This is a genomic window from Streptococcus sp. HMSC076C08, assembly GCF_001810825.1.
GTDB lineage: Bacteria > Bacillota > Bacilli > Lactobacillales > Streptococcaceae > Streptococcus.
Genome location: NZ_KV802721.1, coordinates 149,992 through 173,749, shown reverse-complemented (window position 1 = coordinate 173,749; position 23,758 = coordinate 149,992). Strand labels below are relative to the sequence as shown.

23 protein-coding genes are annotated in these 23,758 nt (G+C 41.3%); all 23 read left to right on the top strand.

Features of this window, described 5'->3' with window-relative positions; genetic code table 11:
* Window positions 1–174: 174 nt before the first annotated feature.
* Window positions 175–972 carry a formate/nitrite transporter family protein gene (locus tag HMPREF2766_RS02400; RefSeq protein WP_000254787.1) on the top strand — a complete coding sequence of 266 codons (798 nt, stop codon included), beginning with the start codon at window positions 175–177 and terminating at the stop codon, window positions 970–972.
* A gap of 150 nt (window positions 973–1,122) precedes the next feature.
* Complete coding sequence (locus HMPREF2766_RS02395; RefSeq protein WP_070567541.1) at window positions 1,123–2,403, top strand: O-acetylhomoserine aminocarboxypropyltransferase/cysteine synthase family protein; 1,281 nt, start codon at window positions 1,123–1,125, stop codon at window positions 2,401–2,403.
* A gap of 94 nt (window positions 2,404–2,497) precedes the next feature.
* Complete coding sequence (locus HMPREF2766_RS02390; protein WP_001002602.1) at window positions 2,498–3,772, top strand: DUF2130 domain-containing protein; 1,275 nt, start codon at window positions 2,498–2,500, stop codon at window positions 3,770–3,772.
* A gap of 25 nt (window positions 3,773–3,797) precedes the next feature.
* Window positions 3,798–5,045, top strand: coding sequence for a glutamyl-tRNA amidotransferase (locus HMPREF2766_RS02385; protein WP_070567539.1), 1,248 nt, complete (start codon window positions 3,798–3,800; stop codon window positions 5,043–5,045).
* A 28-nt stretch (window positions 5,046–5,073) separates the two neighbouring features.
* Window positions 5,074–5,952 carry a tRNA pseudouridine(55) synthase TruB gene (gene truB, locus HMPREF2766_RS02380; protein WP_070567537.1) on the top strand — a complete coding sequence of 293 codons (879 nt, stop codon included), beginning with the start codon at window positions 5,074–5,076 and terminating at the stop codon, window positions 5,950–5,952.
* Window positions 5,953–6,064: 112 nt separating this feature from the next.
* Window positions 6,065–6,703 (top strand): uridine kinase, encoded by a 639-nt coding sequence (gene udk / locus HMPREF2766_RS02375; RefSeq protein ID WP_049518807.1) that lies wholly within the window; start codon window positions 6,065–6,067, stop codon window positions 6,701–6,703.
* 128 nt (window positions 6,704–6,831) lie between these two features.
* Window positions 6,832–8,172 carry an exodeoxyribonuclease VII large subunit gene (gene xseA / locus HMPREF2766_RS02370; protein ID WP_070567535.1) on the top strand — a complete coding sequence of 447 codons (1,341 nt, stop codon included), beginning with the start codon at window positions 6,832–6,834 and terminating at the stop codon, window positions 8,170–8,172.
* The gene (locus tag HMPREF2766_RS02365) at window positions 8,150–8,362 is read left to right on the top strand and encodes an exodeoxyribonuclease VII small subunit (RefSeq protein WP_061420846.1); all 213 of its coding nucleotides are present in this window, start codon (window positions 8,150–8,152) and stop codon (window positions 8,360–8,362) included. The genes xseA and HMPREF2766_RS02365 overlap by 23 nt, the downstream gene beginning before the upstream one ends.
* Window positions 8,359–9,234, top strand: a complete 876-nt coding sequence (locus HMPREF2766_RS02360) for a polyprenyl synthetase family protein (protein ID WP_070567534.1) — start codon at window positions 8,359–8,361, stop codon at window positions 9,232–9,234. Before HMPREF2766_RS02365 ends, HMPREF2766_RS02360 begins: the two co-directional genes overlap by 4 nt.
* Window positions 9,227–10,042, top strand: a complete 816-nt coding sequence (locus HMPREF2766_RS02355) for a TlyA family RNA methyltransferase (RefSeq protein ID WP_001041047.1) — start codon at window positions 9,227–9,229, stop codon at window positions 10,040–10,042. Before HMPREF2766_RS02360 ends, HMPREF2766_RS02355 begins: the two co-directional genes overlap by 8 nt.
* Window positions 10,035–10,466, top strand: a complete 432-nt coding sequence (locus HMPREF2766_RS02350; protein WP_001034390.1) for an arginine repressor — start codon at window positions 10,035–10,037, stop codon at window positions 10,464–10,466. The genes HMPREF2766_RS02355 and HMPREF2766_RS02350 overlap by 8 nt, the downstream gene beginning before the upstream one ends.
* A gap of 6 nt (window positions 10,467–10,472) precedes the next feature.
* The gene (gene recN, locus HMPREF2766_RS02345) at window positions 10,473–12,140 is read left to right on the top strand and encodes a DNA repair protein RecN (protein WP_049479358.1); all 1,668 of its coding nucleotides are present in this window, start codon (window positions 10,473–10,475) and stop codon (window positions 12,138–12,140) included.
* On the top strand, window positions 12,141–12,869 hold the full coding sequence (locus HMPREF2766_RS02340; protein WP_042902185.1) for a metallophosphoesterase family protein: 729 nt from the start codon (window positions 12,141–12,143) through the stop codon (window positions 12,867–12,869). It begins immediately after the preceding gene.
* 78 nt (window positions 12,870–12,947) lie between these two features.
* Window positions 12,948–14,771, top strand: a complete 1,824-nt coding sequence (gene lepA, locus HMPREF2766_RS02335) for a translation elongation factor 4 (RefSeq protein WP_070567532.1) — start codon at window positions 12,948–12,950, stop codon at window positions 14,769–14,771.
* Between the two features lie 144 nt (window positions 14,772–14,915).
* Window positions 14,916–15,539, top strand: coding sequence for a hypothetical protein (locus HMPREF2766_RS02330; protein WP_070567530.1), 624 nt, complete (start codon window positions 14,916–14,918; stop codon window positions 15,537–15,539).
* A gap of 80 nt (window positions 15,540–15,619) precedes the next feature.
* Window positions 15,620–16,468: a DNA-processing protein DprA gene (gene dprA, locus HMPREF2766_RS02325; protein ID WP_070567528.1), complete on the top strand. Its 849-nt coding sequence runs from the start codon at window positions 15,620–15,622 to the stop codon at window positions 16,466–16,468.
* A 116-nt stretch (window positions 16,469–16,584) separates the two neighbouring features.
* On the top strand, window positions 16,585–18,672 hold the full coding sequence (gene topA, locus HMPREF2766_RS02320; protein WP_070567526.1) for a type I DNA topoisomerase: 2,088 nt from the start codon (window positions 16,585–16,587) through the stop codon (window positions 18,670–18,672).
* A 106-nt stretch (window positions 18,673–18,778) separates the two neighbouring features.
* The gene (locus HMPREF2766_RS02315) at window positions 18,779–19,138 is read left to right on the top strand and encodes a YbaN family protein (protein WP_001220350.1); all 360 of its coding nucleotides are present in this window, start codon (window positions 18,779–18,781) and stop codon (window positions 19,136–19,138) included.
* Between the two features lie 93 nt (window positions 19,139–19,231).
* Complete coding sequence (locus HMPREF2766_RS02310; RefSeq protein ID WP_070567524.1) at window positions 19,232–19,864, top strand: copper homeostasis protein CutC; 633 nt, start codon at window positions 19,232–19,234, stop codon at window positions 19,862–19,864.
* 43 nt (window positions 19,865–19,907) lie between these two features.
* A complete protein-coding gene (locus HMPREF2766_RS02305) occupies window positions 19,908–20,564 on the top strand; it encodes an MmcQ/YjbR family DNA-binding protein (protein ID WP_070567523.1) in 657 nt (218 codons plus the stop codon).
* 314 nt (window positions 20,565–20,878) lie between these two features.
* On the top strand, window positions 20,879–22,441 hold the full coding sequence (locus HMPREF2766_RS02300; protein ID WP_070567521.1) for a 2-isopropylmalate synthase: 1,563 nt from the start codon (window positions 20,879–20,881) through the stop codon (window positions 22,439–22,441).
* Between the two features lie 11 nt (window positions 22,442–22,452).
* Window positions 22,453–23,490: a 3-isopropylmalate dehydrogenase gene (gene leuB / locus HMPREF2766_RS02295; RefSeq protein ID WP_070567519.1), complete on the top strand. Its 1,038-nt coding sequence runs from the start codon at window positions 22,453–22,455 to the stop codon at window positions 23,488–23,490.
* Window positions 23,487–23,756 (top strand): DUF1294 domain-containing protein, encoded by a 270-nt coding sequence (locus HMPREF2766_RS02290; protein WP_070567517.1) that lies wholly within the window; start codon window positions 23,487–23,489, stop codon window positions 23,754–23,756. Before leuB ends, HMPREF2766_RS02290 begins: the two co-directional genes overlap by 4 nt.
* Window positions 23,757–23,758 lie beyond the last annotated feature (2 nt).

Genomic DNA, 23,758 nt, shown 5'->3' with positions numbered 1-23,758 from the left:
ATTTCACTGGTTTTTATGTTAACAAAATAGGATCAAAATAGTTCTTATGAAAAAGGACAGGAATGCTTAGGATAAAGATTTTTAAGATAAATATTTTAGAATTTTACAGAAAACGCTTTCTAGAAAACAAGAATTATGTTATAATTATCACAAATAAAAGTTTAGGAGTTTTTTATGGTCTCTTCAGAATTTATTTCAAAGATTGAATTTGCTTGCAAGAAGAAAGAAAGTCTTTATAGCCAAAGTAAGTTTAAGTATGCGATTCGTTCCATGTTTGCAGGTGCCTTTTTAACATTTAGTACGGCTGCAGGTGCGGTTGGGGCTGACTTGATTAATAAGATCGCTCCAGGTAGTGGTCGCTTCCTTTTCCCATTCGTTTTTGCTTGGGGATTGGCCTACATTGTTTTCTTGAATGCCGAGTTGGTAACTTCAAATATGATGTTTTTGACAGCAGGTAGTTTCTTGAAAAAAATTTCATGGAGAAAAACAGCTGAGATTTTACTTTACTGTACCTTGTTCAACCTTATCGGAGCTTTGATAGCAGGTTGGGGCTTTGCCCACTCAGCAGCCTATGCAAATCTAACACATGATAGCTTCATTTCAGGGGTTGTAGAGATGAAGTTAGGCCGTTCCAATGAGCTAGTCTTACTTGAAGGTATTTTAGCCAATATCTTTGTAAACATTGCCATTCTTTCCTTCGTTTTGGTGAAAGACGGTGGGGCTAAACTTTGGCTTGTCTTATCAGCAATTTACATGTTTGTATTCTTAACAAACGAACACATTGCTGCGAACTTTGCTTCTTTTGCGATTGTTAAGTTCAGTGTTGCAGCTGATTCTATTGCTAACTTTGACATACCTAATATTCTTCGTCACTGGGGTGTAACCTTTGTCGGGAACTTTATCGGAGGAGGTCTCTTGATGGGCTTGCCATACGCCTTCCTCAATAAAAACGAAGATACTTATGTCGATTAAAGAAATGAGCACGAGTTAATCGTGCTTTTTTGTTTGATGTGTAAGACTAGTCATAGTTGTTCCTTATATCAAAATATAGAAAAACGGTATTGGAAAAGACTAGCCCAAGATGATACAATATCCCTAATGAAGCTATTTGGAGGTCGTCTTATGACTCGTGATTTTAAATTTGAAACTCTACAATTACATGCTGGGCAAGTAGTTGATCCAGCAACTAAGTCTCGTGCAGTACCGATTTATCAAACAACATCCTTCGTTTTTGATGACACGCAGGAAGGTGCAGATCTGTTTGCCTTGAGAAAACCAGGAAACATTTATACTCGTATTACCAATCCTACAACAGCGGCATTTGAAGAAAGAATCGCTGCTCTTGAAGGTGGTGTTGGAGCACTAGCGACAGCATCAGGTATGGCTGCTGTAACCTACACTATTTTGGCGCTTGCTCACGCAGGTGATCATGTGGTGGCTGCATCAACTATTTACGGTGGGACCTTCAACCTCTTGAAGGAAACCCTTCCTCGTTATGGGATTACAACAACCTTTGTGGATGTGGATAATTTGGAAGAAGTAGAAGCAGCTATCAATGACAATACCAAGCTTGTCTTGATTGAAACCTTGGGGAATCCCTTGATTAACATTCCTGACTTGGAAAAATTGGCTGAGGTTGCGCATAAACACCAGATTCCTCTCGTTTCGGACAACACTTTTGCCACACCATATTTGATTAACGTCTTCTCTCATGGTGTAGATATTGCCATTCACTCAGCAACCAAGTTTATCGGTGGGCATGGTACGACTATTGGTGGAGTGATTGTCGATAGTGGTCGTTTTGACTGGGAGGCTTCAGGGAAGTTCCCTCAATTTGTTGAGGAAGACCCAAGTTACCATAACTTGAGCTATACTCGTGATGTGGGTGCAGCAGCCTTTATTATCGCTGTTCGTGTTCAATTGCTCCGTGATACAGGTGCTGCCTTGTCGCCATTTAATGCCTTTCTCTTGCTCCAAGGGCTTGAAACTCTCTCTCTTCGTGTTGAACGTCATGTACAAAATGCAGAGAAAATTGTTGATTTCCTTGTAAATCATCCTAAGGTAGAGAAGGTAAATTATCCAAAACTAGCTGACAGTCCATATCATGCCTTGGCTGAGAAATATTTGCCAAAAGGTGTTGGTTCAATCTTTACCTTCCATGTTAAAGGCGGAGAGACAGAAGCTCGCAAGGTAATTGATAATTTGGAAATCTTCTCTGACCTTGCAAACGTGGCAGATGCCAAATCTCTTGTTGTCCATCCTGCGACAACCACTCACGGTCAATTGTCAGAAAAAGACCTAGAAGCAGCAGGTGTCACACCCAACCAAATCCGCTTGTCTATCGGACTTGAAAATGTAGAGGATTTGATTGAAGATTTGCGCTTGGCCTTGGAAAAAATTTAAAGTAAAAGATATTAACAGTGGGTTTCGACTCGCTGTTTTTGATTTTCCCTCAGGCATGATATAATGGTTACAGAAGTCTAGAAAGAGGAAAGTTATGAACGAAATCAAATGTCCCAACTGTGGGGAAGTCTTTACAGTAAATGAAAGCCAGTATGCCGAACTCTTGTCACAAGTAAGAACAGCTGAGTTTGATAAGGAATTGCACGATCGCATGAAGCAAGAGCTTGCCCTAGCTGAGCAGAAGGCTATGAATGAGCAACAGTCTAAACTAGCTCAAAAAGACCAAGAAATTGCGCAATTACAGAGTCAAATCCAAAACTTTGATACAGAGAAAGAACTGGCTAAAAAAGAGGTTGAACAAACAAGTCATGAGGCTTTATTGGCAAAGGATAAGGAAGTACAGACCTTGGAAAACCAATTGGCTACCCTGCGCTTGGAACATGAAAATCAGCTACAAAAGACTCTTTCTGACCTAGAAAAAGAACGGGATCAAGTTAAAAATCAGCTCCTCTTGCAAGAAAAGGAAAATGAGTTGTCTTTGGCTTCTGTTAAACAAAACTATGAAGCCCAGCTCAAGGCTGCTAGTGAACAAGTAGAATTTTACAAGAATTTCAAAGCTCAACAATCAACCAAAGCTATCGGGGAAAGTTTAGAACAGTATGCGGAAAGTGAGTTTAACAAGGTCCGTAGTTTTGCTTTTCCAAATGCCTACTTTGAGAAGGATAATAAGGTTTCTGCGCGTGGTTCTAAAGGCGATTTTATCTTCCGTGAATGTGATGAAAATGGGTTAGAATTCATTTCTATCATGTTTGAAATGAAAAATGAAGCGGACGGCACAGAAAAGAAGCATAAGAATGCAGATTTTTACAAGGAATTGGACAAGGATCGTCGGGAGAAGAACTGTGAATATGCCGTGTTGGTGACCATGTTAGAAGCAGATAACGACTACTTTAACACAGGAATTGTCGATGTCAGTCATGAGTATGAAAAGATGTATGTGGTTCGTCCCCAGTTCTTTATCCAGTTAATTGGTCTCTTACGAAATGCTGCACTTAATTCCCTAAAATACAAGCAGGAGTTAGCGCTTGTTCGGGAGCAGAATATCGATATTACGCATTTTGAGGAAGATTTGGATGCCTTCAAAGTAGCTTTTGCCAAAAACTACAACTCTGCTTCAACCAACTTTGGAAAAGCTATTGATGAAATTGATAAAGCCATCAAACGCATGGAAGAGGTCAAAAAGTTCCTAACCACATCTGAAAACCAACTCCGCCTCGCTAACAATAAATTGGAAGATGTTTCAGTTAAAAAATTGACCCGAAAAAATCCAACTATGAAAGCGAAATTTGAAGCGTTGAAGGGGGAATAAGATTACCTTAAAAACAGGAGTTCCTATGAAAAAAACTTTGAAATTATCGGATATCTATATTGCATATTTGCCACTAGTTGTATTTTTTCTTAATCTTCTATATGGTCTTTTAAATATTGAAGGTGTAGGCGATACTGACTCAAGATATAATTTAATCTTTGCTATTTTTGGATTTATTCCAACTATAATCGGTTATGGAATTAGTTTTTTGGCTAATCTTCTGGTGGGGATATCTTATGTGCGAAAAGCAAAAAATGAATCGAAACGCATCATTGCTTTTCTATTGCTTGGAAATATTTTTTTAGCAATTTTTCTGATGTTTTTGCTAAGATTTAAAATAATCGTTTCCTTTGACTTTATAAAAGATATTGACCTTTGGAGTTTCATTTTTTCATTATTTTTATTTCCGTATTTAGATTGGATTTATCAAAAGGAAAACTATTATCCAAAATTAAGTCGTAAGTTACTTATTCTATTTTTGATTGGTATTTTTTCTCCATTTGTAGGAAGTAGAATTCAAATCCACTTTAGAAATAATGCTAAAGTTCAACAATTAAAAGAGTTTTATTCTTCTAGGGGAATGAATTATGATGTTGCTCTTAAAAGCGTAGAAATAGATAGTAACGTTTCAGATATTAGTATTTTTGAAGTATCGGATAATGGAATGACTATCCAAGTAGGTGCTAAGTACATTCGTCAAAAATTAACACAGGTCAGTTTCATTAATGAGAATTATGGTTTTAAAGAATTCTTGAGGCTTTCTGCATCGAGCCAAGAGGCACAGACAGTTCTGAATGATTTTAAATCAGCTGTAGAAAGTGCAATACAAAAGAAAGGATATGATTTAGTAGTTATTGATGATAAAGAACAGCCATTAGCTAGCCCTGGTTTTAAAATATCAAATTCATATAGGATAACTCCTTTAATAAAAGAAAAGGCTCTTCAAAATCAAAATTCATTCAGTAAAGAAAAACAAGCTTTTAGAGGATATGCGACTCTTTCTGTTAAAGACTTTATGAAGGAGGGAGCACTTTGCTTGCATTTAACACTTAGCAAAAGCAACCTATTGGAACTAGGAGATATTGATTTTTCAAGCTTTCCAGATGGATATTACAACATAAATGCTGACTACTTTTTGGTTGTTAATGGAAAATATAAGCAACTTGAAAAGGATGATAATTTTGAATATATTTTACCAATTGAGTCGGGTAAACCATTTTACTCTGAGGATTTATATGATATTAAAAAAATTGATTTAAACAATGAGGAATAGAAGTAAAAAGTAAACTAGAAAGCAACACATGAACGGTATTATCAACTTAAAAAAAGAAGCGGGGATGACCTCGCACGATGCGGTCTTTAAACTGCGTAAGATTTTGGGAACCAAGAAAATTGGTCATGGTGGAACCTTGGATCCGGATGTGGTGGGTGTTTTGCCTATCGCAGTTGGTAAGGCGACCCGAATGGTCGAGTTTATGCAGGATGAGGGCAAAGTCTATGAGGGAGAAATTACTCTCGGCTATTCAACGACGACCGAGGATGCCAGTGGGGAAGTGGTCGCAGAGACACCTGTTTTGTCGCCCTTGGATGAAAAGCTTGTCGATGAAGCGATTGCGAGTCTGACTGGGCCTATTACTCAGATTCCCCCTATGTATTCGGCTGTCAAGGTTAATGGTCGAAAGCTCTATGAGTATGCGCGTGCTGGTCAGGAAGTTGAGCGCTCAGAACGTCAGGTAACAATCTATAGTTTTGAAAGAACGAGCCCCATTTTTTATGATGGGTATCTTGCACGCTTTACTTTTCGTGTAAAATGCAGTAAGGGAACCTATATCCGTACCTTATCGCTTGACTTGGGAGAGAAGCTGGGTTATGCGGCTCATATGTCCCATTTGACTCGGACTAGTGCTGCAGGTTTGCAACTCGAGGACGCACTGACTTTAGAAGAAATTTCCGAAAAAGTAGAGGCTGGAAAACTGGATTTTCTTTATCCCTTAGAGATTGGAACAGGGGATCTTGTCAAAGTTTTCCTAACTCCAGAACAGGCTACAGAAGTCCGCTTTGGTCGTTTTATAGAGCTAGAACAATCGGATAAGGAGTTAGCTGCCTTTGAAGATGATAAATTGCTAGCAATTCTAGAAAAACGGGGCAATCTCTACAAGCCAAGGAAGGTTTTTGTCTAGTTTAACTAGAGTGTGGGGATGGAATCGTTTCCCCCTAGACTATCCAAATCAGACTATAAATTTTGCAAAAAATATGATAGAATAGACGACGGATCAAAAAACGGAGGATAGCATGCAAAATAGACCAATCATTATCGGAGTGACAGGTGGTTCTGGTGGTGGTAAGACCAGTGTTTCAAGAGCCATTTTATCGCATTTCCCTGATGAAAAGATTTCCATGATTGAGCATGATTCATACTACAAGGATCAGTCTCACTTGACTTTTGAAGAGCGTGTCAAAACCAACTACGATCATCCTTTTGCCTTTGATACAGACTTGATGATTGAGCAGATTAAGGAATTGTTGGCAGGGCGTCCGGTGGACATTCCAACTTATGACTATACAGCGCATACACGGAGTAGCAAGACCTATCGTCAGGAGCCTCAAGATGTCTTTATCGTTGAGGGAATTTTGGTCTTGGAGGACAAGCGTCTGCGCGATTTGATGGATATCAAGATTTTTGTGGATACAGATGATGATGTGCGTATTATTCGTCGTATCAAGCGAGATATGGAGGAGCGTGGTCGTAGTCTGGATAGCGTGATTGACCAATATCTAGGTGTGGTAAAACCTATGTACCACCAGTTTATTGAGCCGACCAAACGTTATGCGGATCTCGTCATTCCTGAAGGGGTTAGCAATACAGTTGCTATCGACCTTTTGACCACCAAAATTTCTAAGATTTTGGAAGAAGCGCGAAACAGTAAATAATCAGATGAGGAGGCCTAGCCTCCTTTTTCTATTTTTCCTTTAGTTTCAGTAGGAAAAAGGTGATTTTTAAGCATGTTTTTGGTATAATAATACCCATGGAAAAGCAAGAAAATGAATAGTAGGTGGAGATGGAAAAGTATTTATCGGTAACAACTTTGACCAAGTATCTGAAAATGAAATTCGATAAAGACCCTTACTTGGAACGGGTCTATTTAACTGGTCAAGTTTCCAACTTTCGTAAACGACCTACTCACCAATATTTCTCCTTAAAAGATGATCATGCAGTCATTCAAGCGACCATCTGGTCTGGGATTTATCAAAAATTAGGTTTCGACTTGGAAGAGGGAATGAAAATCAATGTGATTGGGCGTGTGCAAATCTATGAACCGAGCGGGAGCTACTCCATCATCATTGAAAAGGCTGAGCCTGATGGAGTCGGGGCGCTTGCGATTCAGTTTGAACAACTCAAGAAAAAACTAACGGAGGAAGGTCTTTTTCAAGAACGGTTCAAGCAACCTCTTCCCCAGTTTGCTAAGAGAATAGGGGTAGTAACCAGTCGCAGTGGCGCAGTTATTCAGGATATTATCACAACCGTAAGCAGACGTTTTCCTGGTGTCGATATCCTTCTCTATCCGACCAAGGTTCAAGGAGATGGAGCAGCGGAGGAAATTGCTCGAAATATTGCGCGTGCCAATCAACGTGAGGACCTAGATGTTCTCATCATTGGTCGTGGTGGGGGTTCCATAGAGGATCTCTGGGCTTTTAACGAAGAGATCGTGGTACGGGCTATTTTTGAATCCCGTTTACCCATCATCTCTAGTGTTGGTCATGAGACGGATGTGACCTTGGCGGATTTTGTGGCAGATAGACGGGCTGCAACGCCAACAGCTGCGGCTGAATTGGCAACGCCTGTGACCAAGTTGGATCTATTGACGCATTTGCAAAATCAAGAAAAGCGGATGGCGACAGCAGTTCAGAATGTCCTGTCAAGAAAAAAAGAAGCTCTGAAAAAATGCAGTCAGTCGGTCATCTTTAGACAGCCAGAGCGCTTGTATGACGGCTATTTGCAACGGTTGGATCAGCTGCAACTGCGATTAAAACAAAGTTTGCGAACACGGATTTCTGATAGCAAACAGCTAGTCCAAGCAAGGACGCATCAACTAGTCCAATTATCACCTGTTACCAAAATCCAGCGTTATCAAGACCGTCTAAGTCAGTTGGACAAGTTCCTACGCAGCCAAATGGCGCTGGTTTATGATGCCAAGGTTGCTGAAGTCAAGCGACTTTCAGAAGCTCTGCTGATGTTGGATACCAGTCGAATCGTAGCGCGTGGTTATGCAATTGTCAAAAAAGAAGAGTCCGTAGTCGATTCTGTTGAGATGTTGAATAAAAAAGACCAAGTGATGCTTTTGATGCGAGATGGTCAAGTAGAATTAGAGGTTAAAGATGTCAAAACAAAAGAAATTTGAGGAAAATCTAGTAGAACTAGAGACCATTGTCCAAAGTTTGGAAAACGGTGAAATTGCTTTGGAAGATGCGATTGCTGCTTTTCAAAAGGGCATGGTCTTGTCAAAAGAGCTCCAAGCGACGTTGGACAAGGCTGAAAAGACCTTAGTCAAGGTCATGCAAGAAGACGGAACAGAAAGTGATTTTGAATGAAGAAGCAAGAAAAATTAGCTCTTGTCGAGTCTGCTTTGGAAGATTTTTATGGAGACCAGCAGTTTGCCTCTAGTTTGCGAGAGTCCGTTCTCTATTCCATTCATGCTGGTGGCAAGCGTATTCGGCCTTTTCTCTTGTTAGAAGTTCTGGAAGCCTTGCAGGTCGCTATTAAACCTGCTCACGCGCAGGTGGCCGCGGCTTTGGAAATGATTCATACAGGGAGCTTGATTCACGATGACCTTCCTGCCATGGATGACGATGATTACCGTCGGGGACGTTTAACTAATCATAAGAAATTTGGCGAAGCGATGGCAATATTGGCAGGAGACGCCTTGTTCCTAGATCCCTATGCCTTGATAGCGCAGGCAGATTTATCAAGTCAGATCAAGGTGGATTTGATTGCCAACTTATCCCTTGCTTCAGGGAGTCTAGGTATGGTGGCAGGGCAGGTTTTAGATATGGAAGGCGAACACCAGCATTTATCCTTGGAAGAACTTCAGACCATTCATGCCAATAAGACTGGAAAATTACTAGCTTATCCTTTCCAAGCAGCTGCTATCATTGCGGAATTGGAACCAGAAATCCAAGCAAAATTGAAAACTGTGGGTGAATTGATTGGGCTGGCCTTTCAAGTTCGAGATGATGTGCTGGATGTGACAGCTAGTTTTGAGGAAATCGGCAAGACTCCACAAAAGGATTTGCAGGCTGAAAAATCAACCTATCCAGCCTTGCTGGGTTTGGAGGAGGCCATTGCTTTTTGTAACCAAACCTTGGATCAAGCTAATGCCAAGTTAGAAGAAATTGCCCAGCAAGTCAGCTTTGAAACAGAGCCGATTGTGAAAGTAGTAGAAAGTTTGAGAATCAATGGCTAAGGAAAGAGTGGATGTACTAGCTTATAAACAGGGCTTGTTTGAAACGCGAGAACAGGCTAAACGCGGTGTCATGGCTGGTCTAGTTGTAGCAGTCCTCAATGGGGAGCGTTTTGACAAGCCAGGAGAGAAAATCCCAGATGACACTGATCTAAAACTCAAGGGTGAAAAACTCAAGTATGTTAGCCGTGGTGGTTTGAAATTAGAAAAAGCCTTGCAGGTCTTTGGGTTGTCAGTTGATGGAGCGACCACGATTGATATCGGTGCTTCCACTGGAGGATTTACTGACGTCATGTTGCAAAATGGTGCTGAGTTAGTCTTTGCAGTCGATGTTGGTACCAATCAGTTGGCTTGGAAATTACGTCAAGACCCACGGGTTGTCAGCATGGAGCAGTTCAATTTCCGCTATGCTGAAAAGACTGATTTTGAGCAGGAACCGAGCTTTGCCAGTATTGATGTGAGTTTCATTTCCCTCAGTCTGATTTTACCTGCCTTGCACCGTGTCTTGGCTGATCAAGGTCAGGTCGTGGCTCTGGTTAAGCCCCAGTTTGAAGCAGGTCGTGAGCAGATTGGAAAGAATGGAATCATTCGCGATGCCAAGGTTCATCAACATGTCCTTGAATCTGTCACTGCTATGGCAGTTGAACAAGGTTTTTCAGTGTTTGGATTAGACTATTCACCAATCCAAGGTGGACATGGAAACATCGAATTTTTGGCATATTTGAAAAAGGAAGATGGAGCAAGTAACCAAGTTGCTCCTGAAATAGAAAAAGTTGTAGAGAGAGCACATAGAGAATTTAAAGATGAATAAAAAAGAGAGACTTGAAAAAATTAGAAGATTTGTTACGGATTATCAAATCGGGACTCAGGAAGAAATTGTTGAGCATTTGAAGGAAGCAGGTATTTCTGCTACTCAAGCCACTGTCTCAAGGGACATCAAGGAGCTTGGGATTGTTAAAATTCCTTTGAAGAACAACACCTATATCTATGAGTTGCCAAAATCAATCGTCAAGAGTTTGCAATTGGCTGAGGACAATATTGTGAGTTCTGAGTTAATGGGAAATATGATTAACCTTGCTGTCATTCCTGGAAATACTATTTTTGTGAAGAGTCAGTTGGTTGAAGCATTTTCTGAACAGATTTTTAGCTGTCTAGCTGATGATGATTCTATCTTAATTGTAGCTAGAACAGCAGAGGCAGCTGAGGAAATTGTTGAACAAGTCAAAAAATGGTAGGTCAGTATGTTACTTGAAATTTCGATAAAAAACTTTGCCATTATTGAGGCGATTTCGCTCAATTTTGAAAAGGGTATGACTGTTTTAACCGGGGAAACGGGTGCTGGAAAGTCTATCATTATCGATGCTATGAATCTCATGTTGGGGGCTCGTGCAACGACAGACGTTATTCGTCATGGTGCGCCAAAGGCAGAGATTGAGGGGCTTTTTTCGGTTGAAAATAGTCGCCTTTTACAGGAACTTTTTGAAGAGCAAGGTTTAGAATTGGGTGATGAGATTATCATCCGCCGGGAAATTTTGCAAAATGGTCGTAGTGTTAGTCGCGTGAATGGTCAGATGGTCAATCTTTCTGTCTTGCGTGCCATTGGGCAACACCTTGTGGATATCCATGGTCAGCATGACCAAGAGGAGTTAATGCGTCCTCAACTGCACATCCAGATGTTGGATGAGTTTGGTGATGCTGCTTTCTTGGACTTGAAGGAGACCTATCAGACGAGCTTTGATGCCTATCGCAAAATGCGCAAGCAGGTTTTGGAAGTCAAGAAAAACCAACAGGAACATAAGGCACGTATCGAAATGTTGGAATTTCAAATGGCAGAGATTGAGGCTGCAAACTTGCAGGCTGGTGAAGACTTGGCTCTCAACCAAGAACGAGATAAACTCCTCAATCATAAAAATATTGCAGATACCCTAACCAATGCCTACAGTATGCTGGACAATGAGGAATTCTCCAGTCTTGCTAATGTCCGTTCGGCCATGAATGACATGGAAAGTGTCGAAGAATATGACCCTGAATACCGTGAAATTTCAAGTTCTCTATCAGAAACATACTATGTTTTAGAAGATATTACCAAGCGTTTAGAAGATATTATTGAGGATTTGGATTTTGATGGCAATCGCCTCATGCAGGTTGAAAATCGCTTAGACCTTATAAATACTATTACCCGCAAGTATGGTGGAACTGTGGACGACGTTTTGCTTTATTTTGCCAAGATTACGGATGAGTACAATCTCTTGACGGGTAATAACCTTTCTTCTGAAGACATGGAAGCAGAGCTCAAGAAATTGGAAGTTAATCTTGTCGATTTGGCAGGGCAACTTGCATCAGCTCGTCATGATTTGGCCCAGCAGCTTGAGGCTGAGATTAAACAAGAACTTCAGGATCTCTATATGGAGAAGGCACAGTTCCAGGTTCGCTTTAGCAAGGGCAAATTTAGTCGTGAGGGGAATGAAACAGTCGAGTTTTATATTTCCACCAACCCAGGTGAGGACTTTAAGCCTTTGGTCAAAGTTGCGTCCGGTGGGGAATTATCCCGTCTCATGTTGGCTATCAAGTCTGCCTTTTCTCGTAAAGAAGGCAAGACCAGTATTGTCTTTGATGAGGTGGATACGGGAGTTTCAGGTCGCGTGGCCCAAGCCATCGCACAGAAGATTCATAAGATAGGCCAGCATGGTCAGGTTCTTGCTATCTCTCACCTTCCACAAGTGATTGCCATCGCGGATTATCAATTCTTTATTGAGAAGATTAGCGATGAGCACTCAACGGTGTCGACGGTTCGCCTTTTGACTTTAGAAGAGCGAGTAGAGGAAGTAGCTAAAATGTTGGCTGGGCAAAATGTAACAGAGGCGGCCCTTACCCAAGCTAGAGAATTATTGCAAACGAGGGAGAAATAAATGACAGACTATTATGTAATTGGAGATGTTCACGGAAAAGCAGGTATGCTGGAAGACCTGCTCAAAACATGGGATGGTCACACCCAGTTGCTCTTTCTAGGGGATTTGATTGACCGTGGTGAAGACAGTCGCCGTGTTCTAGAAATGGTCAAAGACTTGGTCGACAATCAAGGAGCTATCTGTCTATCAGGAAACCACGAGTATATGTTTCTGACTTGGCTCGATGACCCAGAAGAAAGCTATGACCATTATCGTCGCAATGGTGGAGATACAACTATTAACTCTATTTTAGGTCGTCCCTTGGATGCACCAGTTGATGGCGTAGAAGATGCCAAACGGGTTGCGACTGAAGCGGCAGACTTGGTCGAATTTATTCGTCAAATGCCATTTGTAGTAGAGACAGACAAATATATCTTTGTTCACGCAGGTATTGATTTAACTTTGGATGAGTGGCATGAAACAACAGATTACAAGAAAGTCTGGCTCAGAAAACCATTCCACGAAGCTGAAAATCATACTGGAAAAACCATTGTCTTTGGGCATACACCGGTTTATGGTTTGCTCAAGCAAGACCGAGGTACAGCTGAGCTTTGGATAACAGAGGATGGCAAGATTGGTATGGATGGAGGAGCTGTCTATGGTGGTGTCCTTCATGGAATCATCTTTACAGACCAAGGAATGACCGAACACTACTTTATCGAAAATGATGGCTTTATTGCCGAAGATTAGTACTCCTAGCAGGGTATGGTCTTGTCAAAATGTTAAAAACAATTTATAATTAATAGATACCCTGAAAGGAAGAGCATCATGAACTTAGAAGATTTGAAAAAACGACAGGAGAAGATTCGAAACTTCTCTATTATCGCCCATATTGACCATGGGAAATCAACCCTAGCAGACCGCATTTTGGAAAAGACGGAGACGGTTTCTAGTCGTGAAATGCAAGCCCAGCTTTTGGATAGTATGGATCTTGAGCGTGAACGTGGGATTACCATTAAGTTGAATGCCATTGAGTTGAATTACAGTGCAAAAGATGGGGAAACTTATATTTTCCACTTGATTGACACGCCAGGGCACGTGGACTTTACCTATGAAGTGTCGCGTTCGCTAGCTGCCTGTGAAGGAGCGATTTTGGTGGTTGATGCGGCTCAAGGGATTGAAGCTCAAACACTTGCTAACGTTTATCTAGCATTGGATAATGATTTGGAAATTCTGCCAGTCATTAACAAGATTGACCTTCCAGCAGCTGATCCAGAGCGTGTACGTACAGAGATTGAGGATGTCATCGGACTGGATGCCAGCGAAGCAGTCTTAGCTTCAGCCAAAGCTGGTATTGGTATTGAAGAAATTCTTGAGCAGATCGTTGAAAAAGTGCCAGCACCAACGGGTGATGTTGCAGCTCCATTAAAAGCCTTAATTTTCGACTCAGTTTATGATGCCTATCGTGGGGTTATCCTCCAAGTGCGTGTTATGGACGGAGTGATTAAACCTGGCGATAAGATTCAGCTCATGAGCAATGGCAAGACCTTTGATGTGACGGAAGTTGGTATTTTCACGCCGAAAGCAGTAGGCCGCGATTTCCTTGCGACTGGTGATGTTGGTTATATTGCAGCTTCCATCAAGACGGTTCAAGATACGCGTGTTGGTGATACAGTGACCCTAGCAAGCAATCCTGCAGCAGAACCGCTAGATGGCTACAAGCAGATGAATCCTATGGTCTTTGCAGGTCTTTATCCAATTGAATCAAACAAGTACAATGACCTTCGTGAAGCCCTTGAAAAATTGCAGCTCAACGATGCCAGCCTGCAGTTTGAACCAGAAACATCTCAGGCGCTGGGATTTGGTTTCCGTTGTGGATTCCTTGGACTTCTCCATATGGATGTTATCCAAGAGCGTTTAGAGCGTGAGTTCAACATTGACCTCATCATGACAGCTCCGTCTGTTATCTATAAGGTTAACCAAACTGATGGTGAGTCTATGGATGTGTCTAACCCCTCTGAATTTCCAGATCCAACTAAGATTGCGACCATTGAAGAACCGTATGTCAAGGCGCAAATCATGGTACCGCAGGAGTTTGTCGGAGCAGTTATGGAACTAGCTCAGCGCAAGCGTGGGGATTTTGTGACCATGGACTATATTGATGATAATCGTGTCAATGTTATCTATCAAATTCCGCTTGCTGAAATTGTCTTTGACTTCTTTGATAAGCTTAAGTCTTCGACGCGTGGTTATGCAAGCTTTGACTACGAATTGTCAGAGTACCGCTCATCTAAGCTAGTCAAAATGGATATCCTTCTCAATGGAGACAAGGTGGACGCCCTCAGCTTTATCGTTCACAAGGATTTTGCCTACGAACGTGGGAAACTCATCGTGGATAAGCTCAAGAAAATCATCCCTCGTCAACAGTTTGAGGTACCAATTCAAGCAGCTATTGGGCACAAAATCGTGGCTCGTACTGATATCAAGGCCCTTCGTAAGAACGTACTTGCCAAATGTTATGGTGGTGACGTTTCTCGTAAACGCAAACTCCTTGAAAAACAAAAAGCTGGTAAGAAACGAATGAAAGCTATCGGATCAGTAGAAGTCCCACAAGAAGCCTTCCTCAGCGTCTTGAGCATGGATGAAGAATAGAAATAGAAAATAAAACTCTTGAAGATTTTTCAAGAGTTTTTGCTTTAAATATGAGCTATAAAATCGGAAGCTAACAGAATCGATTAGGTTAGAATTTGACAGAAGTCCTTATTTTTCTTATAATGCAGATGGAAAGGTGGTAGGATGAAAAAAATATTAATTTTAGGTACTGTAGTTACTGCTAGTGTTTTTCTAGCTTCATGCTCCAATAATTCGCAAACAGCAACCGAAGAAAGTTCGACTGCAGTTGTTAGTTCTTCTAGCAGTCAGGAAACAAGTAGTTCTAGTTCTGCTGTTTCTGAAGCGAAAAAGGAAGAGACGCAAATCATCGGCTCGAATGAGTATGGCTTTGTCAAGGTACCCAAATCATGGGTTCGATTCCATGAAGTAGAAGGTGGAAATGATATACAGTATTGTGATGGAACAGATATCAACATTGTTACGCTGAATACCTTCAAGGCTGAGCAGTTTAATATCAGCGAAGAAGAATATGCTAAACTGGATGTTGTGACTGTCTCATCTAGTATTTTAACTTCTAAAGAACAAAGCTCTGATTTCAGTAAGGTTTGGGGCTCCAAATCGACCATTGGAGGCTATGAAGCCTATGTTGTCAATGCAATTGCTAAGTCAGGGAAATACCTCGTTACCTGGGTTTTCCGATCAAATGATGGTAAAATCCGCTATGTTTCACTTGAAGGGGATGGGGAAACTTTAAAAACAATCTTACCGATGATTGAAAGTAGCTGGTCAACTACTAAATCTGAATAAATGAAAAAAGAAGATCCTTGGTCTTCTTTTTATTTTTTTTACGAATAGATAGATGAGTAGAAAAAGAAATGGAGTTGTATATGAAGATCACAAACTATGAGATTTACAAATTGAGAAAAGCTGGGCTGAGCAATCAACAAATTTTAACAGTTCTTGAATACGATGAGACTGTAGATCAGGAGCTCTTGCTAGGTGATATTGCAGAAATATCTGGGTGTCGTAATCCTACTGTCTTTATGGAACGCTATTTCCAGATAGATGATGCACAGTTGGAGAAGGAGTTTCAGAAATTTCCATCCTTTTCTATTCTTGATGACTGTTATCCTTGGGATCTGAGTGAGATTTATGATGCTCCAGCGCTCTTGTTTTATAAAGGAAATCTAGACCTGTTGAAATTTCCAAAGGTTGCTGTTGTAGGGAGTCGTTCATGTTCTAGTCAGGGAGCAAAGTCGGTCCAGAAAGTCATTCAAGGTTTGGAAAACGAGTTAATCGTGGTCAGTGGTTTGGCCAAAGGAATTGATACCGCTGCCCATATGGCTGCGCTCCAGAATGGAGGACGAACGATTGCTGTCATTGGAACTGGATTGGATGTTTTTTATCCACGTGCCAATAAACGTTTGCAGGAACACATTGGTAATCACCATTTGGTACTTAGCGAGTACGGACCTGGTGAGGAACCCTTGAAATTTCACTTTCCAGCTCGTAATCGTATCATTGCTGGCCTTTGCCGTGGTGTGATTGTAGCAGAGGCAAGGATGCGTTCTGGTAGTCTCATCACCTGTGAGCGAGCTATGGAAGAAGGGCGTGATGTCTTTGCCATTCCGGGAAACATTTTAGATGGCCATTCAGATGGCTGTCACCACCTGATCCAAGAGGGAGCAAAACTGGTCACAAGTGGTCAAGATGTCTTGGCTGAGTTTGAATTTTAAGGAGAAATTGATTATTTAGATAAACTTTTCTTCTATATATAGGATTTAAGTCTTGACAGCTATAGAAAAATGGTTTACACTTTATAAAGTTTATTACTTTGAAAAGGTGTGATAGTGTGGCTACGGCAACAAAGAAGAAAAAATCAACAGTTAAGAAAAATCTAGTCATCGTAGAGTCGCCTGCTAAGGCGAAAACGATTGAGAAATATTTAGGCAGAAACTACAAGGTTTTAGCCAGTGTCGGGCATATCCGAGATTTGAAAAAATCCAGTATGTCTGTTGACATTGAAAATAACTACGAACCACAGTATATCAATATCCGAGGCAAGGGTCCTCTCATCAATGACCTGAAAAAGGAAGCCAAAAAGGCCAATAAAGTCTTTCTGGCGAGTGACCCGGACCGTGAAGGAGAAGCGATTTCCTGGCATTTGGCTCACATTCTCAACTTGGATGAAAATGATGCCAACCGTGTGGTCTTTAATGAAATCACCAAGGACGCAGTAAAAAATGCCTTTAAAGAACCTCGCAAGATTGACATGGACTTGGTCGATGCCCAACAAGCTCGTCGAGTCTTAGACCGCTTGGTAGGGTATTCGATTTCGCCAATTTTGTGGAAAAAGGTCAAGAAGGGCTTATCAGCAGGGCGCGTGCAGTCTGTTGCCCTTAAGCTCATCATTGACCGTGAAAATGAAATCAATGCCTTCCAACCGGAAGAATACTGGACAATTGATGGTGTCTTTAAGAAGGGAACTAAGCAATTTCAAGCTTCATTCTATGGTATGAATGGCAAAAAGATGAAATTGACCACCAATGAAGAGGTCAAAGAAGTTTTGTCCCATCTATCGAGCAAGGATTTTACAGTGGATCAGGTAGATAAGAAGGAGCGCAAACGCAATGCGCCCCTACCTTATACGACCTCAACCATGCAGATGGATGCTGCCAACAAAATCAATTTCCGTACTCGAAAGACTATGATGGTGGCCCAACAGCTTTATGAAGGGATTAATATCGGTACAGGTGTGCAAGGTTTGATTACCTATATGCGTACAGACTCGACTCGTATCAGTCCTGTGGCTCAGAATGAAGCGGCAAGCTACATTAACGACCGTTTTGGTAGCAAGTATTCCAAGCATGGTAGCAAGGTCAAGAATGCCTCAGGAGCTCAAGATGCTCACGAAGCCATTCGTCCATCTAGTGTCTTTAACACACCTGAAAGCATCGCTAAGTACTTGGACAAAGACCAACTCAAGCTCTATACCCTGATCTGGAACCGTTTCGTGGCAAGCCAGATGACAGGCGCTATCTTTGATACCATGGCTGTTAAGCTCTCTCAAAATGGTGTTCAGTTTGCGGCAAATGGAAGTCAAGTTAAGTTTGATGGTTATCTTGCTATCTACAATGACTCTGACAAGAACAAGATGCTGCCAGATATGGCAGTAGGAGATGTGGTCAAGCAGGTCAATAGCAAGCCAGAACAACATTTCACTCAACCGCCAGCTCGCTATTCGGAAGCGACTCTTATCAAGACCTTGGAAGAAAATGGAGTTGGACGTCCGTCAACCTATGCTCCGACCATTGAAACCATCCAAAAACGTTACTATGTTCGTCTGGCAGCTAAACGTTTTGAACCAACAGAGTTGGGAGAAATTGTCAATAAACTCATTGTTGAATATTTCCCAGATATCGTAAACGTTACCTTCACAGCTGAGATGGAAGGAAAACTAGATGATGTCGAAGTTGGAAAAGAGCAGTGGCAACGGGTCATTGATGAATTTTATAAACCATTCTCTAAAGAAGTGGCCAAGGCTGAATCCGAAATGGAAAAAATTCAGATTAAGGATGAGCCAGCTGGATTTGACTGTGAAGTTTGTGGTAGTCCAATGGTGATTAAGCTCGGTCGTTTTGGTAAATTCTATGCTTGTAGCAACTTCCCAGACTGCCGTCATACACAAGCGATTGTTAAGGAGATTGGTGTCGAGTGTCCAAGCTGTCATCAAGGACAAATCATTGAACGCAAAACCAAGCGCAATCGTATCTTCTTTGGTTGCAATCGTTATCCAGAATGTGAGTTTACTTCCTGGGACAAACCAATTGGCCGTGACTGTCCAAAATGTGGACACTTCCTTGTGGAGAAAAAAGTCCGTGGTGGTGGCAAGCAGGTTGTATGTAGTAATGGCGACTACGAAGAAGAGAAAATTAAATAAAATGCAGAGTCTTGAAAATGAATTTCAGGCTCTTTTTACTTGAAGCTTGACAAATTTCCCCCTTGTGTGCGAAACTAGAGGAAGAGTAATTTATCTAGGAGAAATCATGCGTATCATTTATCTCTGTATTGGCTTTATTTCACTGGCTTTAGCTGTTATTGGAGTTGTCCTACCGCTTTTACCAACAACCCCCTTTCTTTTGTTAGCTATCGCTTGCTTTTCAAAATCTTCTAAGCGTTTTGAAGACTGGCTTTATCATACAAAGCTTTATCAGACTTATGTAGCGGACTTTCGGGAAACCAAGTCAATAGCGCGAGAACGAAAGAAAAAAATCATCGTATCTATCTATATCTTGATGGGGATTTCTATTTATTTTGCCCCTCTTTTGCCAGTCAAAATCGGTCTGGGAGCCTTGACTATCTTTATCACCTACTATCTCTTTAAAGTCATTCCTGACAAAGAATAGATAAAAATAGTAGTTATTTGCCTTGATAAAAATGAAAGTATATTTAAAATAATATGATATAATAAATTTAAAGAAAACATCAAGGAGAATCAAATGATTTACGAATTTTGTGCTGAAAATGTGACCTTGCTAGAAAAAGCGATGCAGTCTGGAGCTCGTCGAATCGAACTTTGTGACAATCTAGCAGTGGGTGGAACAACACCTAGCTATGGAGTGACCAAGGCAGCGGTTGAACTGGCAGCTAACTACGATACGACCATTATGACCATGATTCGTCCACGTGGTGGTGACTTTGTCTATCATGATATGGAAATCGCAATCATGCTAGAAGATATTCGTTTAACTGCTCAAGCAGGTAGCCAAGGGGTAGTCTTTGGTGCTTTAACTGCTGATAAGAAGTTGGACAAGGTCAATCTTGAGAAGCTGATTGCCGCATCTAAAGGAATGGAAATTGTCTTTCACATGGCCTTTGATGAATTGAGTGATGAAGACCAGTTGGAAGCCATTGACTGGCTCAGCCAAGCCGGAGTCACTCGTATCTTAACTCGTGCTGGTGTGTCTGGAGACTCGCTAGAGAAACGTTTCGCTCATTATCACAGAATTTTGGAATATGCAGCTGGTAAAATTGAAATCTTACCAGGTGGGGGGATTGACTTGGACAACCGTCAAACCTTTATTGACCAGCTGGGCGTGACACAATTGCATGGAACCAAGGTTGTCTTTTAAAAAATAGAAAGGAACTGCTAGCTTTTGGTAGCAGTTTTCACTTATGTTTGAAATTTTTAAATCCTACCAGTTTAATAAAGAAAAAGCTCATGCCTATGGTTTTGTAGAAAATGGAGAGGTCTGGACCTATAGTTGCCAGATTTTGCAGGGTGAATTTTTCATGACACTCTCCATCACTCCTGATAATGTGAGCTTTCAGGTTTTTGACCAGGAAACGGGAGATCTCTATCCTCAAGTTCATATGGAAAGTATGCGTGGGAGTTTTGTTGCAAGTGTCCGTGAGGCTTGTTTAGAGATTCTTTACCAGATTCGGAAGGATTGCTTTGATGTACAGGATTTTATCTGTCCTCAGACTAAGCGTATCATGGATAAGGTTCAGGAAAAGTATGGTAATCAGTTGGAGTATCTGTGGGAAAAGTCTCCTGATACAGCTGTATTGCGCCATGAAGACAATCAAAAGTGGTATGCTGTTGTGATGAGAATCCCATGGGATAAGCTGGAAAAGGGCAGAGAAGGGCTAGTCGAAGCAGTCAACCTCAAACACGACCAAGTAGCTGACCTGTTTTCACAAAAGGGTATTTATCCAGCTTTTCATATGAATAAACGCTACTGGCTTAGTCTGGCACTTGATGATAGTTTGCAAGATGAAGAAGTGATAGAACTCATCGAAAGAAGTTGGAACTTGACTGTGAAAAAATAAGGAAAGTTACTTGATTTTTCAAATACTTTCAATTAGCAAAATATTCTTTACTGAAGAAATTTTCAGAAAATAATGGATTTTTTCTTGACAAGTGTTTTTAGCTATGCTAAAATACTAAACAAGATATCAAACGAAGGAGAAAGTCAAACATGAAAACAGCTAAGTTTAATCAATTTGCTTTGTTGTTGAGGTACTCGGGCTAGTGCAAAAGCATTAGTCCTGTTTGGCTTACCAAGCGGGAGTAAATCAACATCTCGCTTGGGCTTCTGAGCGAGATGTTTTTTTAAAACCACATTTGGAAAAGGGGAAATCTTATGCGTAAAGTTGAATTTTTTGATACAAGCCTTCGTGATGGGGAACAAACACCTGGTGTTAACTTCTCAATAAAGGAAAAAGTTTCCATTGCAAGACAGCTGGAGAAATGGGGAATTTCTGTAATTGAAGCTGGTTTTCCGGCTGCTAGTCCAGATTCATTTATAGCTGTTCAAGAAATTGCTAAAGCCATGAAAAAAACAGCAGTGACAGGATTAGCTCGTTCTGTAAAATCTGATATTGATGCTTGTTATGAGGCTCTTAAGGATGCCAAATATCCTCAAATTCATGTCTTTATCGCTACCAGTCCGATTCACCGCAAGTATAAGCTAAATAAGAGCAAGGAAGAGATTTTAGAAGCTATCAAGGAACATGTTTCTTATGCACGTTCTAAGTTTGAAATCGTCGAATTCTCTCCTGAAGATGCGACTAGAACAGAGTTGGATTTCCTCTTACAAGTCGTTCAAACAGCGGTCGATGTAGGTGCATCTTATATCAATATCCCTGACACAGTTGGTTTTACGACTCCAGAAGAGTTTGCACGTATCTTTGATCACTTGATTGAAAATATTAAATCAGATCATAAAGTTGTCTTTGGTGTCCACTGTCACGATGATCTCGGTATGGCAACTGCAAATACTTTGACAGCAATTAAACACGGTGCTGGACGCGTCCAGGGAACTATTAATGGTATCGGTGAACGCGCAGGTAATGTTGCTCTTGAAGAAGTAGCTGTTGCTTTGAAGATTCGTGAGGATTTCTTCCAAGCAACTAGTGATATTGTTTTGGATGAAACAATGAATACGTCTGAAATGGTTTCTCGCTTCTCTGGTATTCCAGTTCCTAAAAACAAGGCTGTCGTTGGTGGCAATGCCTTCTCTCATGAATCGGGCATTCACCAAGATGGAGTCCTTAAAAATCCTCTCACTTATGAGATCATCACACCTGAATTGGTCGGTGTTAAGAGTAATAGCCTTCCACTTGGTAAATTGTCTGGTCGCCATGCCTTTGTTGAGAAACTAAGAGAATTGGCTCTAGATTTTACAGAAGAGGATATCAAACCACTCTTCGCTAAGTTCAAGGCACTGGCGGACAAGAAACAAGAAATCACAGATGCAGATATTCGAGCTCTGGTAGCTGGAACCATGGTTGAAAATCCAGAAGGCTTCCATTTTGATGATTTGCAACTTCAAACCCATGCAGATAATGACATTGAAGCGCTCGTTAGCCTAGCCAATATGGATGGTGAGAAAGTCGAATTCAATGCGACAGGGCAAGGTTCCGTTGAAGCAATCTTTAACGCTATCGATAAGTTCTTTAACCAATCTGTCCGCTTGGTGTCCTATACCATTGATGCTGTAACAGATGGAATCGATGCCCAAGCTCGGGTTTTGGTCACTGTTGAAAACAGAGATACCGAAACCATCTTTAACGCAGCAGGTCTTGATTTCGATGTATTGAAGGCTTCCGCTATTGCCTATATCAATGCCAATACTTTTGTTCAAAAAGAGAATGCAGGTGAGATGGGGCATAGCGTTTCCTACCGAGACATGCCTAGTGTGTAAAGGAGAAGGCTATGACAAAGAAAATAGTAGCTCTAGCAGGGGATGGAATCGGTCCAGAAATCATGGAAGCTGGTTTAGCGGTTCTGGAAGCTCTAGCTTCAAAAACAGGATTTGACTATGAGATAGACAGACGCCCCTTTGGAGGTGCGGGTATTGATGCTGTGGGGCATCCCTTACCTGATGAAACCCTCAAGGCATGTAGAGAAGCAGATGCTATTCTCCTTGCGGCTATCGGTAGTCCCCAGTATGATGGGGCGGCGATTCGGCCTGAACAAGGCTTGCTAGCTCTTCGTAAGGAACTCAATCTCTATGCCAATATTAGGCCTGTAAAAATCTTTGACAGTCTCAAGCATTTATCACCTCTCAAACCGGAACGAATTGCTGGTGTAGACTTTGTCGTGGTGCGTGAGTTGACAGGTGGAATTTACTTTGGGGATCATATCCTTGAAGAGCGAAAAGCGCGTGATATCAACGACTACAGCTATGAGGAAGTAGAGCGGATCATTCGCAAGGCATTTGAAATCGCAAGAAGTCGCAGAAAAATCGTTACTAGTATCGATAAGCAAAATGTTCTAGCGACTTCAAAACTCTGGCGGAGAGTAGCTGAGGAAGTCGCTCAGGATTTCCCAGATGTAACCTTGGAACACCAGTTGGTGGACTCAGCTGCCATGCTCATGATTACCAATCCTGCCAAGTTTGATGTCATCGTGACGGAAAATCTTTTCGGAGATATTCTATCTGATGAATCAAGCGTTCTATCTGGCACGCTTGGAGTCATGCCATCAGCTAGTCATTCTGAAATAGGTCCAAGTCTTTATGAACCTATTCATGGTTCGGCACCTGATATTGCAGGTCAAGGAATTGCCAATCCTATTTCCATGATTTTGTCAGTTGCCATGATGTTGAGAGATAGCTTTGGACGTTATGAGGATGCGGAGCGTATCGAACGTGCTGTTGAAGCTAGTTTAGCGGCTGGCATTTTAACAAGAGATATTGGAGGACAGGCTTCGACCAGGGAAATGACAGAAGCCATCATTGAAAGATTATGAAGATAAATGAAGGAATAACGCTTGCCCTCTTGATTTGGAATTTGTTGATTTTCTTGATTTATGGCATTGACAAATCCAAGGCAAGAAGAGGTGCTTGGCGCATTCCAGAGAAAATCTTACTCATTTTAGCCTTTACTTTTGGTGGTTTTGGTGCCTGGTTGGCAGGAATCACCTTTCACCACAAGACTAGAAAATGGTATTTTAAAACAGTTTGGTTTCTCGGGATGGTGACCACACTAGTAGCCTTATATTTTATTTGGAGGTAATG